Source organism: Burkholderia sp. IO2, assembly GCF_029522185.1.
Lineage (GTDB): Bacteria > Pseudomonadota > Gammaproteobacteria > Burkholderiales > Burkholderiaceae > Burkholderia > Burkholderia cenocepacia.
The window spans coordinates 50,076-64,657 of record NZ_JAKWFH010000046.1 but is presented as its reverse complement, the minus strand read 5'-3'; the positions used below and the strand labels follow the sequence as shown (position 1 = coordinate 64,657).

The following is a 14,582-nucleotide window of genomic DNA, read 5'->3' as shown; positions in this document are numbered from 1 at the left end:
TTTCGGCGACAACCTGCCGAAGACGCGCTCGGGCAAGATCATGCGGCGCCTGCTGCGCTCGCTCGCGAAGGGCGAGGCGATCACGCAGGACACGTCCACGCTCGAGAACCCGGCCATCCTCGAGCAGCTCACCGAAGTGCGCTGAGCGCCTGCCGGTCGCGCGTCACGCGCGAGCCCCTGCGCGGCAATCCCGATTGCCCGCGCAGGGGCTTTTTGCTACATAACGGCATGACCGTTCCAACCCGTTCGGCGCCCACCGCGCCACCCCCCGTTCCCGAGCCGCTCGCGCGTGCGCATGCGCGCTACTGGCGCTTCAACGTCGCGCTGATCGCGGTGCTGATGGTGATCGGCTTCGCGGTGTCGTTCATCGTGCCGTTCTTCGGACCCGCGCTCGCCGGGATTCGCTTCGCCGGTTTCAGTCTGCCGTTCTATGTCGGCGCGCAGGGCGCGATTCTCGTCTACCTCGTGCTGATCGTCGTCTACATCGGGCTGATGCAGCGCGCGGACCGCACGCTGCGCCGCGCATACGACGAGCATGCGGCACGCGCCGGCCATCCGAACGGCGGGCGCTGATTCATGTTGACGCGTCGACTGATACGCGCATACGCGCTTTATACGCTCGGGTTTCTCGGCTTCGTGCTGCTGATGTGGCGGATCGAGCGCGCGACCGGCTCGGGCGTCTGGATCGGCTACGTGTTCCTGTTCGTGCCGATCGCCGTGTACGCGGTGATCGGGTTGTTGTCGCGCACGTCCGATCTCGTCGAGTACTACGTGGCCGGGCGGCGCGTGCCGTCCGCGTTCAACGGGATGGCGACGGCGGCCGACTGGCTGTCGGCCGCGTCCTTCATCGGCCTGGCCGGCTCGCTCTACGCCACCGGTTACGACGCGCTCGCGTACGTGATGGGCTGGACGGGCGGATTCTGCCTCGTCGCGTTCCTGCTCGCGCCGTATGTGCGCAAGCTCGCGCGCTACACGATTCCGGATTTTCTCGGCACGCGTTTTTCGAGCACGGCCGTGCGCGCGCTCGCGGCCGGCGCGGCGATCCTGTGTTCGTTCGTGTACCTCGTCGCGCAGATCCAGGGGATCGGCCTGATCGCGACGCGTTTCATCGGCGTCGATTTCGCGATCGGGATCTTCTGCGGGCTCGCGGGCATTCTCGTGTGCTCGTTTCTCGGCGGAATGCGCGCGGTCACGTGGACCCAGGTCGCGCAGTACATCATCCTGATCAGTGCGATCCTGATTCCGGTCTCGCTGATCGCGATGAAGAACGGGCTCGGCCCCGTGCCGCAGTTCAATTACGGCACGCTGATGGAGCGCGTCGCGGCGCGCGAGGCGCAGGTGCGCGACGCGCGCGACGAGCAGCAGGTGCGTGATGCATACCGCCGGCAGGCCGCGGATATCCAGACGCGGCTCGACCGGTTGCCGGCGTCGTACGCGGATGCGCGCCGGCATCTCGTCGACCAGCTCGCGGACCTGCGGCGCCACAACGGGCCGCTGCGCGAGATCAGCCTGCGCGAGCGCGAGTTGGCCGATTTCCCGCGCGATCCCGCGGCGGCGCGCGTGGCGTGGACGCAGGTGCGTGACGACCTGCTCGCGCGGGCCGAGCCGCCCGTGCCGATGCACGAGCCGTTTCCGGCCGCGAGCGAGGATGAACGCAAGCCGCGCGAGCGGAACTTCCTCGCGCTGCTGCTGTGCCTGTCGCTCGGCACCGCGAGCCTGCCGCACATCCTGACGCGCTACAACACGACCACGTCGGTCGCGTCGGCACGGCGCTCGGTCGGCTGGACGCTGTTCTTCATCGCGCTGTTCTACCTGAGCGTGCCGGTGCTCGCGGTGCTGATCAAGTACGAGATCCTCGCGAATCTCGTCGGGCGGCCGTTCGCCGAATTGCCGGCGTGGGTTACGCAGTGGCATCACTTCGAACCCGACCTGATCAGTGTCGTCGAGGTGATCCGGGACGGCATCGTGCACTGGTCGGAAATCCAGATGCAGCCGGACATGGTGGTCCTGGCCGCGCCGGAGATCGCGGGGCTGCCGTACGTGGTGTCGGGGCTGATCGCGGCCGGTGCGCTGGCGGCGGCGCTGTCGACCGCGGACGGGCTGCTGCTGACGATCGCGAACGCGCTGTCGCACGACGTCTATTACTGCATGGTCGCGCCCGATGCGTCGAGCCAGCGGCGCGTGACGATTTCGAAGGTGCTGCTGCTGGGGGTGGCGCTGTTCGCGTCGTATGTCGCGTCGCTCAATACCGGGAAGATCCTGTTTCTCGTCGGCGCCGCGTTTTCGCTGGCGGCGTCGAGCTTCTTTCCGGTGCTGGTGCTGGGGGTGTTCTGGAAGCGCACCACGACGCGCGGCGCGATTGCCGGGATGGTGACCGGGTTGGCGGTGTGCGTGTACTACATCGTGTCGACTTATCCGTTCTTCACGCAACTGACCGGGTTCGCCGGGCGCCCGTGGTTCGGGATCGAACCGATCAGCTCAGGCGTGTTTGGCGTGCCGGCAGGGTTTGCGGTGGCGATCGCGGTGAGTCTGTGCGACAAGCGGCCGGATGAATACACGAGGGCGCTGGTGGATTACATTCGGCACCCGTGATCAGCGGGGCGGGGGGAGCGCGTATCGACGTGCGTCCGGAAACGAAAATGCCCGCGGGCGCGGGCATTTGAATCCTGGCGGAGAGAGGGGGATTCGAACCCCCGATAGGCGATTAACCTATACACGCTTTCCAGGCGTGCGACTTAAACCACTCATCCATCTCTCCGGAAGACCGAGAGTATAGCAAACTCTGGCGGCAGCCCGCCACTCCCTTCGGCGCCCGTCAGAAATCCGTCGTCATCGACAGCCACACCGAGCGCGGGTCGCCCTGCGTCAGGTATCCGCCGATCGTCGACGACCAGTACGACTTGTTCGCGACGTTGCGCACGGTCGCGCGGAACGTCGTCTTCTTGCCGAACACGTCCGTCGCGTAACGCGCACCGAGGTCGAAGCGGTCCCATGCCTGGATCGACATCGTATTCGCGACGTCCAGGTACTGCGGCCCGGTGTGGATCCAGCGCGCGGTCAGCGTGAGCCCGCGCAGCATCGGCACGTCGTATTCGGCGCCCGCGTTGAGCAGGAACGACGGCACGCCGATCGGCCGGTGGCCGTCGTTCGTGCCGCCGGCCGTGTTCTGCAGCGTCGCGTCGAGGTACGTGGCGCCGGCGATCAGCCGCACGCCTTTCCACGGCTCGCCGTACACGGCCGTCTCGATGCCGCGGTGCCGCTGCGTGCCGTCGGCGCCGAACAGGTTCGTCGCCGGATCGGTGTACGCCATCGGCTTCTCGATCTGGAACAGCGCGAGCGACGCGCCGTACTTGTCGGTGTCGTAGCGGACGCCGGCTTCATATTGCTTCGACCGGTACGGTGACAGCGCCTGGCCCGCGTTGCGCGCGGTGTTGGGCGCGATCTCGCCCTGCGCGAGCGCTTCGCTGCGGTTCGCGAAGATCGACACGTTGCGCCACGGCTTCACGACGAGACCGAATACCGGCGTCGTGATCGCGTTGCTGTAGGTGCTGGTGACCGCGCCCGTGTAGTCGAAGTTGTCGACCGAGATCGACTGGCGCCGCGCGCCGAGCGTGAACAGCACGCGGTCGTCGAGGAAGCCGAGCGTATCGGACACCGCGAGGCTGCGCAGCCAGGTCTTCGTGACCGTGCCCGGATCGTTCATGTCGCCGCCCGCGTAGGCGGTGGGCGGCGACGCGACCGGCGCCGGATCGTAGAGCGTCGTCGGGAACGCGTTCGACATCGTGTAAGCGGACTGGCTGTCGATGCGGATGAACGACGCGCCGGCGGTCACGAAGTGCGACACGGGGCCGGTCGTGAAGCGGCCGCGCACGCCGGCCTCGGCCGACTGCGCATCTTCCTTGTGCGGCACGCTCAGGCGCGAGCCGGTCGTGCCGGACGACGAGTAGGTCGGCGTGTAGTAGTCGCCGTGCTCGTTCGTATGGCGTGCGCCGGCCGATACGTAGGCCGTCCACGCGGGCAGGAAGTCGTACTCGGCGCGCACGATGCCGACCGTGTCCTCGAGTTCGCTGAAGCTCCACGGCTGCGCATAGTTGTGCGTCGCGGACAGCACGGCGGGCAACGGGCTGCCGCTGACCAGCACGATCGGGCGGCCGTTGTCGATCCGCTGCCGCTGATACAGGAAGTCGCCGGACAGACGCAATGTGTCGCCGCGCCAGTCCAGCGACACGGCGGTCACGTTGCTGCGGCGGCGCTCGTCGTCGACGGCGGTGTCGCCGCCGCTGATCGACTGGTTCACGCGCACGCCGAACTGGCCTTCGCTGCCGAACCGGCGGCCGAGGTCGACATGCGTGCCGAGCGAGCCGGATGTCGCGCCGTCGACGGTGACGCGCGTGAGCGGCTTGTCGTCCGCGTGCTTCAGTTGCAGGTTCACGCCGCCGCCGACCGCCGAGCCGTTCGGCGATGCACCGTTCAGGAATGCATTCGCGCCCTTGAACACGTCGACACGCTCGACCGCATCGGTCTGGACGAGTTGCCGCGGCGTGACGCCGTACAGGCCGTTCAGCGACACGTCGTCGCCGGCGAGCGCGAAACCGCGGATGACGAACACCTGCGAGAAGTTGCCGTAGCCCGATGCGCTGCGCACGGCCGGATCGTTGTCGAGCACGTCGGCGAGCGTGCGCGCCTGCTGGTCCTCGATCAGTTTCGACGTATAGGTGGTCATGCTGAACGGCACGTCGCTCGCCTTTTGCCGGCCGAGCACGCCGAAATCCGCGCCGCGCGCCACCTGGCCGCCGGCGTAGGTCGGCGCGAGGTCGCCGGGCAGCGGCTCGGCGGCGCCGGTCACGTTGATCGACGGCAGCACGGTGGCGTCGGGCGCGGCGTTGGCGGCGGAAGTGGCCTGCTGGGCCCCGGCGGCGGCCGGGAAGGTGCAGGCGAGCGCAATGCCGAAGGCAATCGGCGTGAGACGCAGGACGGGTAACGAAAGTGTCGACATGGGACGCAAATCGGGTGTGGTCGGTGATCCATCCCAGGGCGGCAAGTCGGAATCCGGGCGGCGTGACGTGTCCGTGCTGTCGCGGACGTATTTTTATCGAGCGGCGGAGTCTAACGTAAACGAGAATCATTGTCGTTTACGGAGGGGGCAGCCCACTATTTGAGATAACTGGGTGCGGTTCACCGGCGACGGTGCAACCGTCGAGCGGGCGTCGGGGCGAGCATGCGATCATGCGAAGACCGCATTCGTCGTAACAAACCGTGCGCACTGGTTGCGGCCGGGTGGCCCGATCACGACGACGATGCCGTCCGTACCGCACTCTTCAAAAGGAACGCCACGCCATGTCGCTCTCCGCCTTGCTCGCCTTTGCGCTGATCCTGTCCGTCGGTGTCGCGACGCCGGGCCCGACGGTGTTGCTCGCGATGAGCAACGGTTCGCGCTACGGATTGCGTCACGCGATGGTCGGCATGCTCGGCGCCGTCACCGCCGACGTCGTGCTCGTCGCGCTGGTCGGGTTCGGCCTCGGCGTGCTGCTCGACGCGTCGGAAACGGCGTTCGTGACGCTGAAGCTGCTCGGTGCGGCGTGGCTCGCGTATGTCGGCATCCGGATGCTGATGTCGAGCGGCGGGGCCGCGGCTGCGCAGCCCTGCGTGCCTGCGACGCCCGATCGCCGGAGCGCCTTTCTGAAGAGCTTCTTCGTCGCGATGAGCAACCCGAAGTACTACCTGTTCATGTCGGCGCTGCTGCCGCAGTTCGTCGACCGGTCGCATGCGATCGCGCCGCAGTACGCGATTCTCGCGGCGACGATCGTCGCGATCGACGTGATCGGGATGACCGGTTACGCCGCTGCTGGGCGTGCATTCGGTCCGCGTATGGAAGGCCGCGGGGGAGAAGTGGCTGAACCGGGTCAGCGGGTCGTTGCTGCTGATGCTCGCGGGATACGTTGCGCTGTATCGCAAGGCCGTGCATTGACGCGGTGGCGCAGCGGGGAAGCGACGTAGCGCCGTGCCATCCGGACGAGATGACGTCGGCCGAGGATCGGCATTTCGGCGCGACGTCCGCTGGTATCGACGGACGATGGGATTCACGATTCGTGACTTGGCGGTGCAGTTCGTCCGGCCCGTATCGGGAATGCGGCGCGGACGGGACCGACACCGGGACGACGCTCGAGGGGCGCGGGACGGGATCGGCCGACTTCGAAAGAAAGTGAAACGGTTGAGCCCGTTGCGCGCCGTGCAAAAAGGATTCTAAATCCTGTCAAAAAGCCGTCACCAACCTGACAAATTTGCTATGCTCGCCGAAAACCAGACGGGCGGCACTCCCAGGACGGACCAGCGGGCGTGATTGCTCGCCGAACAACGAAGTCAAACAAAATCCTGAGAGTTACGCTGTGAATACAGCCGAATTACTACGCACGTTTGCGTCGGGGGTGGTCGATCAGAACAATCGACCGGTTCGCATGAACTGGGGGCCTGCCCAGAAAACGCTCGAGCAAGTGCTTGCGCTCCAGTATGCCGATATCCGGGAAGGGCTGATGACGGGTATCGAGGGGCATCTGACCTGCGTGTCGGCACGGGCCGATCTGCCGATCCGCAGCTTCATCGGACTGCCGGTTTCCGTCGAGATGACGACCGATCGCGGGCGTCTTCATCCCATCAACGGCATCGTCACCGACGTCCGCACCGGGCAGTCGGACGGTTCGTTGACCTGCTACCAGCTGACGATTCGCGACGTGCTGTCCGTGATGGAGCGGCGGACCAATTCGCGGTTGTTTCGGTCCAAGAGCCTGCCCGACATCCTCGGTGTGTTGCTTCAGGAATGGCGCCAGCGCAGCTCGGCGCTCGCGGGCGCATTCGAGTTCGACCTGTCCGGTCTGCAAGCCGCGCGTTACCCCGCGCGTGAACTCACGCGGCAGGTCAACGAGTCGGACGCGCACTTCATCCGGCGGCTGTTGCGACGGGACGGGGCGACCGTATTCGTCAAGGCGGGCAAGGCAGGCGAGCGGGCGAGCGGCCAAGCGCACGACACGCCGGTGCATACGCTCGTCTTTGCCGATGACTCGATGAAGTTGCCGGAGACGGTCGCCGGCACGATCCGATACCATCGCGACGCCGCCACCGAGGCGCGCGACTCGATCACGCTGTGGGCGACGAGCCGCCGATTGATCCCGGGCAAGGTCGTCCGGCCGACGTGGGACTACAAGAGCGGCCGGATGTCGCAAACCGAGCAGGCGACGATCGTCGATCAGGGTGACGGCGGCAACGACCTCGGGCATTTGCTGGCCGACGTCGTCATCGATATCCCGCATGCCGGGGATTCGTCGTCCGATCTCGACCGGATCGGCAAGGACCGGATGCTGGCGCATGAACTGCGTGCCGAATCCGTCGACGGCGTGAGCAATGTGCGTGATCTTGCCGTCGGTCACTGGTTTGCGCTCGCCGAGCATCCGCAACTCGATACGTTGCCGGCCGAACAGCGGCAGTTCGTCGTCACGTCGCTTCATCATTGCGTGCGCAATAACCTGCCGAAGGAACTGAACGAGCGCGCGCAATCGCTGTTCGCGGCAAGCCGCGTGCTGTTCAACGCGGTGCCGGCCGACCTGAGCGGCAAGCCGGGCGACGAAAGCGACAGGCGCTACGAGAATACGTTCTCGTGCGTGCGGCGCGGCGTGCCGCTGACGCCGGCCTACGATCCCCACGTCGACCTGCCGCCGGTTCATCCGATGACGGCGGTCGTCGTCGGGCCGGAGGGCGAGGAGGTGTTCTGCGATGAAATGGGCCGCATCCGGGTGCGAATCCAGGGGCTCAGCGCGGACGATCATGCGCACGCGCAGGGCGCCGGCACGAGCGGCACGCCGTCCGACAGCGCGCCGGTGCGCGTCGCCTGCGCGCTCGCCGGGCCGAGCTTCGGCGCGAATACGTTGCCGCGCGTCGGCATGGAAGTGCTGATCGGCCATATCGGCGGCGATCCGGACCGGCTGGTCGTGATGGGCGTGCTGGCCAACGGGCCGAACATGCCGGCGACCTTCAGCCATACCGGCGCACTGCCGGGCAACCGCTATCTTTCCGGCACGAAGACGAAGGAAATCAAGGGGCAGCGCTACAACCAGATCCGCTTCGACGATACGCCCGGGCAGATCAGCAGCCAGCTGGCGAGCGAGCATGCGTACAGTCAGCTGAACCTCGGCTATCTGACGCAGCCGCGCGACAACGGGCAGGGTACGGCGCGCGGCGAAGGCGCGGAGTTGCGCAGCGATGCGCATGTGGCGATTCGCAGCGGCAAGGCGATGCTGATTTCGGCCTGGGAGCGGCTGCGCGCGAGCGACGGCCACCTCGCGCGCGACGAGTATCTGCAACTGATGCAGGAATGCGTCGAACTGTTCAAGAGTCTCGGCGACTATGCGGGCCAGCATCAGGGCGTGGCGCCGGATACGCAGCCGCACGATGCGCTCATGACCACGGTGAAAGGCTGGCCGAATGGCAAGGCGTCCGACGGCGGGGAGTCGTCAGGCGCGTCGATGGCCGCGATCGGCATCACCGCGCCGGCCGGCATCAGCATGGCGACGCCGAAGACCGTGACGACCCATGCGGGCGGCAACGTCGATGTCGTCGCGCAGAACCACCTGCAGTACACGAGCGGGCAGCGGATCAACCTGCAGGCCGGGCATGGCGTGGCGATGTTCGCGCACAGCGAGGGCGTGTCGGCGATCGCCAACCAGGGGAAAGTGGCGCTGCAGAGCCAGAACGACGACACGCAGATCGATTCGGCGAAGAACATCCAGATGACGGCGGGCGGCGGCAAGCTCGCGGGTATGGCCAGCGAGCAGGTCGTGTTCGTGACGTCGGGCGGCGCGTACCTGAAGCTGCAGGGCGGCGATATCGAGCTCGGGTGTCCGGGGAGTTTCACCGTCAAGTCGGCGTCGCATACGTGGGCCGGGCCGGCGAGCATGAGCGCCGACTTTCCGAAGTTCGACCAGGGCTCGCTGGGGCGGGTGCCGAAGCTGGTCCGGGCCACCGACGGACAGCCGGTCGAGGGCATGGAAGCCGAGGTGCGAAAGGCGTCGGGCGAATTGATCAAGGGGAAGACCGACGCGCAAGGCAAGCTGGCGCCGGTCAGCAGCGACCAGTTCGAACAATTGGCGGTTCGCTTCTTCAAGTCGAGAACCTGAGCCGAGTCTTCAAGAAAAACAACATGTTCAACTACAACTTTGCGCAGAACCCGGGCGGGCAACCGTCGACGGACGACCCGTCGCAGACTCCGGTGGGTGGTGGACTGGGGACGACGCTGTTCAACCGCAACGACCTCGAGTGCGTGATGCAGATGCCGCTGCCGGGCGTCGTCATTTTCGTGCACGGGGTGAATTCGGAAGGGGAATGGTTCCAGGAGGCCGAGAAGGGGCTGTGTGCCGGGTTGAACCGGCGCATGGGGCGTTATGACGATCAGCTGTTCCATTGGGGGCCGGTGGCCGGGCAGATGACGCCGGTCAGCTATATCGAAAGCCTGACGCCGGACGGCTTCCTGAATCCGGAAATGTCGTCGAAGACGTACATCAAGCCCGATCCGTCGTTTTCGCCCGTCATCCACTTTCGGTGGGGCTATGCCGCGAATGCGCAGGAGCTGAAGGAGTATGGCGACAAGATCATGCTCAACGAGAAGAATTACTGGGGCGGTGGTCCGTTCGCGGGCGGGTGTTCGAGTCTGCCGGATCTGTGGAACGACGGGTTGAACGATCGGCTCTTTCTGTGGCTGACCGTTCAGCACATGAACAGCATCGGCAATCGAAAAATCTACTCCACGCCGCCGCGCACTTACGGCGTACTTGGCGCGCTGCGGCTGGCACGCCTGGTCGAGTCGATCCGCAAACGACAGGCCGACGCGCCGATCACGATCGTGTGCCACAGCCAGGGAAACATGATCGGCCTTGCCGCCGCATTCCTCGGCGACCGGTTGCCCGAGGTGACGGATCAGTGGGGCAAGAAAGGGCGCTGCGTCGCCGACACTTATGTGCTCGCCAATCCTCCGTACAGTCTCGTCGAGGCCAACATGACCGACTCATGGGCCCAGCGCGGAGTGCGCGACAAGAACGGTCACGTGGGGCGCGAGACCTATGTCGCGCGCAAGGAGACGTTGAGGGCGTACTTCGATATCCTGCGTGCCCGGGCCGAGCTCGAGATGCCTGCGGAGGATCTCGATCGCGCGATGGAAAGCGCGAGACCGTCGAAGGACGGAGGCAAACCGTATAGCGCAGCCAAGGACCGGGAGGCGCATGGGCTGTACCAGAAAAACACCTACGGAAGAGTGACGCTGTACTGCTGCCCGCACGATCAGGTCATTTCCGCCCTGACCGTTCAGGGAATCGGCTGGCGCGGGATGAGTATCGATGAAATCAGTGCGACGAACGCGTGGGGCGTTTTTTCGCAACGCGTGTTCGCGTCGAATTTCGAGGTGGGCGGAGAGAGCAAGCTCTATCGGTACTGGCAGGATGACTGGCGCAAGGACAAGAACCAGAAGGAAGGTTTCTGGTATCCGCCATCACCACCGGCGCGGTATGGTCTTGGACGAGGTATGCATTCCAATGAAGGGTGGATCGCGAAGATTTTCACGCTTGCAACGAGTCCGGTCTTCTACCTGTTCAATTTGACGGACATGGCAGTCAATGCCGAGCCACCGAAAAATTGGGAAATCCCGATTACGGCACCGATGCTCGACAAGGAAACGCGCTTCCTCCCGCAGGCGTTGCGCTACGGTAAGCCGTCGGGCGCTTGCGATGCGCAAGGGAAACCGATTGAGGAAGGGCGCTTCAACGAGGGTTACGATCCGCCGTCGGCTGGGCGTGACGCCAACAAGGAGAACAAGCGTGATGACGATCCATACGACAACTTCGACGCGAAGTCGGAAAAATTCAAGACCGAGGGTGATGCGCTGAAGGCGCAGGGGGACGCGGCGTCCGAGGCTGCGCAGCGGTATGAGGATCATTCCATTCTTCGGATGGAAGCGAGAAGGTCCGGAAATCGCCGCTGGGTCGACAAGGAAGGGAATGTGATCGGGGAGGACAATCCGGAGGCAGCGAGTGCTGACTATACCGAATGGCGGAACAACGAGATATTCCAGATTCTGAACGGCGGGGACAAGAATAACCCCACTAACCATTCGACCATCATGACCAACAAGGATCATGCTGAAAGGGCGTTGGCTTATGATGTGGCAATTGGGCTTTGTTATTTAACTGAAGATGATTTCAAATATCTCAGAATCCAGGCTGATTGGAGATTTGCCAGTGATTCCAAGAAGGGTGATCCTAATTTTAATTTGATGGATTATATAAATACCGGCAAGCACGGCGACCTATTTTTGCCTGACTGGGTTAAAAAAGACGAAAGTGCCGCAATGCCGGGGAAAATACATGACGAGCGAGATGGTGGCTTTTTCATGAAGTTGGGAGGTATTTTATGAAGGCGGTCATTGCCACCTGGCCGCGTCGAGTCGGAGTTGCGAGCCTTGCGTTGTTTTTTGCTTTAGGGGCGTCGTTTTTGATATTGATTTCGTCTGGCAAGCCGGCAGGGGAGTTATTGGGTATGGGTAATCTGTTGAAACGATTGGTGTTGGTCCCGGGGCTCGTGGCAATCATGGTGTTTGCGTTCGCAACAGTGATTGCTGCTCCTCGCGCGATGGCCGCCTCATCGGCCGATAAGGCAGTCCCGATCGCTGGGGCCAGTTCATCCAAGCCTTTCGTTGCGCAGGTTGTAGGCCTTGGATGGATGAATCCCCTCCAGCGCAGGGACTACCCTACCGAGTGGCAAATATTGTGGACGCTTGGTCTGGTCAAGCCAAATGTCAACGATGATATGGTTAGAACGAATCCGAAGAAATATTCGACGTTGCAGGCAATTTCCATTGTCGCGGATGGTAATGGAGGAGGTGAATCTTTTGCTGGATTTTATGAGAAATATGTCGATAAACTATTGTTGCTCTTCCGAGCTCCATATTTTACGGGTGAAGATTATTTTTACACCGTGAGCTCGGATGACAAAAGAAAGTGGCGTGAGCTGGCTGGCGTGCATGTGGAGTTGGCTATTCCTTCCGAACGAATTGAGCCTGCATCGGCTGCGTCATATCTGCGTAATCGCATTGTCAATATATTCGAAATCGGCAACCCGTCCGCAAAGAATCTATGGAGTCGCGACACACCGCCGGATGTGCACGTGACGACGGGCCACGGCAATGCCGGCTTCACATCGCTGAACGCCGCGCTGGACTATCTGGCTACGCATCCTGACAAAAGCGCGTGGGTGATGAACTGGGATGCACCGAGCTTCCCGCCGAACGACGAACAGATCAACGAGAACATGGTGGTGCTGTTCCTTGCAGGCCCGGATCTGAAGACCGAGCGCGAGCCGCTGGCGTGGATCGGTAAAGCCGCTCGAAGCAACGTCAAGGATTTCGACGCAAAGCAAGGCGCGAGTCGCGCGGTGCAGGCATGGAAGTCGACAATCGATACGGCGGCGAGTAATGCTGGCGTGCCGGTGTCGTCGGTGAATTACATCGTGCACGATGCGGGCAAGGGCAGTGATGCTGCGTCGACACGCATTGCGTCCCTGTCGCAGACGTTGACGGAAGTACTGCCCGAATACGATTTCCGTACGCAGACCTTCAATACATCGGCGTTGCTCGGTGACATGGGGGCCGGCGCAGCGCTGACCGATGTGGTGCTGGCGATCGGGCGAGCGAATCACCTCGGGGGAAATGTACTCGTAGCCGGAACGACCGACGCCGAGCACCCGACAGCGGTGGTGGTGGTCGCGCCTTCGAAACTGACGCCGATCGATGCAACTAAGAACTGGTTTCGCGCACGCGGCGGAAACAACGCCTATCTACCTTGGTGGGGACGTCGTCACGATGCGAGCCCTACGACTCAAGGCTATTCAAAATAAGGAACACGCATGCGCGGAATCATTCGAGTCGGCGACGCAACGAGCCACGGCGGTCAGGTCGTGACCGGCAGCGCGGTCAGCGAAGTGATGGGGCGGCCGGTCGCCCGGCTCGGTGATACGTGTATCTGTCCGATCGCGGGCCATCAGGCCTGCTTTATCGCCGAAGGCGATCCGCAGGTCATTGTCGACGGGAAACCGGCTGCATTCGATGGACACAAGACGTCGTGCGGTGCGACGCTGATTTCGAGCCTGGCGTCGTCCGGGCGGGAATGAATTGCCGGACCGGCGCGCGGGGGTGGCCGGTTCGATCGGGGTATTCATGCACTGCTTCACTCTTGCCAGACGTATCGGGTGCGTCTCGATCGTGATGGCGACATTCTTGTCGAGCCCACCATTGCGGGCTGAGACGCGCGCCGCATCGACGCAATCCGTCGAAGGTGCGTCTGCCGCGCCGTTTGTTGCCCAAGTTGTCGGACTTGAATGGCTCAATCCGCTGCAGCGTCGTGACTATCCGACGGAGTGGCAATTGCTGTGGACGTTGGGCTTGGCTTCTGCGAACAAGAATGACGATATGGTGCGCGCCAACCCTAAAAAGTACTCTGCCGTTCAAGCGATCTCAATCATTGCGGATGGCAGCTCTGGACGTGAATCATTTGGTGGATTTTACGAGAAATATATCGACGAGTTGCTCGTATTGTTCCGTACTAGATATTTTACCGATTCCAACTATTTCTATACCGTGAAACCTGGTGACAGAAGTAGATGGCGTGAGCTGGCTGGCGTGCATGTTGAACTGGCAATTTCTGGTCGTCTTGATCCCATCAAGGCAAAGGCATATTTGCGTGATCAAATAATCAGCACGTTCGAGATCGGAAATTCATCGGCAAAAGATCTGTGGAGCCACGACACACCGCCGGATGTGCACGTGACATCAGGGCAGGGGAATGCCGGCTTCACGTCGTTGAATGCGGCGCTGGACTATCTGGCCGCCCACCCCGACAAAAGCGCGTGGGTGATGAACTGGGATGCGCCGAGTTTCCCGCCGAACGACGAACAGATCAACGAGAACATGGTGGTGCTGTTCCTTGCCGGCCCGGATCTGAAGACCGAGCGCGAGCCGCTGGCGTGGATCGGTAAAGCCGCTCGAAGCAACGTCAAGGATTTCGACGCAAAGCAAGGCGCGAGTCGCGCGGTGCAGGCATGGAAGTCGACGATCGATACGGCGGCGACTAATGCAGGCGTGCCGGTATCGTCATTGAATTACATCGTGCACGACGCGGGCAAGGGCAGCGATGCTGCATCGACAAGAATTGCATCGCTGTCGCAGACGCTGACGGAAGTACTGCCGGAATACGATTTCCGTACGCAGACCTTCAATACGTCGGCACTGCTCGGTGACATGGGCGCCGGCGCGGCGCTGACCGATGTGGCGCTGGCGATCGGCCGAGCGAATCACCTCGGTGGAAATGTGCTCGTAGCCGGAACGACGGACCCCGAGCATCCGACGGCAGTCGTCGTCGTCGCGCCGTCGAAGCTGACGCCGATCGACGCCGGCAAGGACTGGTTCCGCGCACGCGGTGAGAACAACGCGTACTTGCCGTGGTGGGGGCGCCGTCACGACGCGCGCCCTGCGTCGCAAGGCTATTCGGAATAAG

General features: G+C 63.4%; 8 protein-coding genes, 1 tRNA gene and 1 pseudogene. 8 read left to right on the top strand and 2 right to left on the bottom strand.

The features are described from left to right. Window positions 1–228 precede the first annotated feature (228 nt). Together MMB92_RS25970 and MMB92_RS25965 are read left to right on the top strand one after the other, a co-directional pair. Entirely contained in the window at window positions 229–573 is a 345-nt protein-coding gene (locus tag MMB92_RS25970; protein ID WP_058901638.1) for a DUF4212 domain-containing protein, read from the top strand. A gap of 3 nt (window positions 574–576) precedes the next feature. Beyond that, window positions 577–2,592, top strand: coding sequence for a sodium:solute symporter family protein (locus tag MMB92_RS25965; RefSeq protein ID WP_006482756.1), 2,016 nt, complete (start codon window positions 577–579; stop codon window positions 2,590–2,592). A gap of 75 nt (window positions 2,593–2,667) precedes the next feature. Here MMB92_RS25965 and MMB92_RS25960 read toward each other — a convergent pair. Both MMB92_RS25960 and MMB92_RS25955 read right to left on the bottom strand, forming a co-directional pair. Continuing rightward, window positions 2,668–2,758: transfer RNA gene (locus tag MMB92_RS25960), tRNA-Ser, on the bottom strand. 57 nt (window positions 2,759–2,815) lie between these two features. Further along, window positions 2,816–4,996 carry a TonB-dependent siderophore receptor gene (locus MMB92_RS25955; RefSeq protein ID WP_277563035.1) on the bottom strand — a complete coding sequence of 727 codons (2,181 nt, stop codon included), beginning with the start codon at window positions 4,994–4,996 and terminating at the stop codon, window positions 2,816–2,818. 341 nt (window positions 4,997–5,337) lie between these two features. Between MMB92_RS25955 and MMB92_RS25950 the strand changes: the two are divergent. The 6 genes and pseudogenes from MMB92_RS25950 to MMB92_RS25925 all read left to right on the top strand — a co-directional run bounded on the left by MMB92_RS25950 (window position 5,338) and on the right by MMB92_RS25925 (window position 14,581). Next, window positions 5,338–5,968: pseudogene (locus tag MMB92_RS25950) on the top strand (LysE family translocator). Window positions 5,969–6,386: 418 nt separating this feature from the next. Further along, entirely contained in the window at window positions 6,387–9,164 is a 2,778-nt protein-coding gene (locus tag MMB92_RS25945) for a type VI secretion system tip protein VgrG (protein ID WP_060264706.1), read from the top strand. 23 nt (window positions 9,165–9,187) lie between these two features. Beyond that, window positions 9,188–11,449, top strand: a complete 2,262-nt coding sequence (locus tag MMB92_RS25940; protein WP_277563034.1) for a DUF3274 domain-containing protein — start codon at window positions 9,188–9,190, stop codon at window positions 11,447–11,449. Then, window positions 11,446–12,927 carry a hypothetical protein gene (locus MMB92_RS25935; RefSeq protein ID WP_012492725.1) on the top strand — a complete coding sequence of 494 codons (1,482 nt, stop codon included), beginning with the start codon at window positions 11,446–11,448 and terminating at the stop codon, window positions 12,925–12,927. Before MMB92_RS25940 ends, MMB92_RS25935 begins: the two co-directional genes overlap by 4 nt. 9 nt (window positions 12,928–12,936) lie before the next feature. Further along, window positions 12,937–13,200: a PAAR domain-containing protein gene (locus MMB92_RS25930; RefSeq protein WP_006482760.1), complete on the top strand. Its 264-nt coding sequence runs from the start codon at window positions 12,937–12,939 to the stop codon at window positions 13,198–13,200. 22 nt (window positions 13,201–13,222) lie between these two features. Continuing rightward, window positions 13,223–14,581 (top strand): hypothetical protein, encoded by a 1,359-nt coding sequence (locus tag MMB92_RS25925; protein WP_006482748.1) that lies wholly within the window; start codon window positions 13,223–13,225, stop codon window positions 14,579–14,581. Window position 14,582: the final 1 nt, after the last annotated feature.

Excerpts from the sequence above, each read along its gene's own strand:
- MMB92_RS25965 (WP_006482756.1), top strand. The coding sequence starts at position 577 with ATGTTGACGCGTCGACTGATACGCGCATACGCGCTTTATACGCTCGGG.
- MMB92_RS25930 (WP_006482760.1), top strand. The coding sequence starts at position 12,937 with ATGCGCGGAATCATTCGAGTCGGCGACGCAACGAGCCACGGCGGTCAG.
- MMB92_RS25955 (WP_277563035.1), bottom strand. The coding sequence starts at position 4,996 with ATGTCGACACTTTCGTTACCCGTCCTGCGTCTCACGCCGATTGCCTTC.
- MMB92_RS25935 (WP_012492725.1), top strand. The coding sequence starts at position 11,446 with ATGAAGGCGGTCATTGCCACCTGGCCGCGTCGAGTCGGAGTTGCGAGC.
- MMB92_RS25970 (WP_058901638.1), top strand. The coding sequence starts at position 229 with ATGACCGTTCCAACCCGTTCGGCGCCCACCGCGCCACCCCCCGTTCCC.
- MMB92_RS25940 (WP_277563034.1), top strand. The coding sequence starts at position 9,188 with ATGTTCAACTACAACTTTGCGCAGAACCCGGGCGGGCAACCGTCGACG.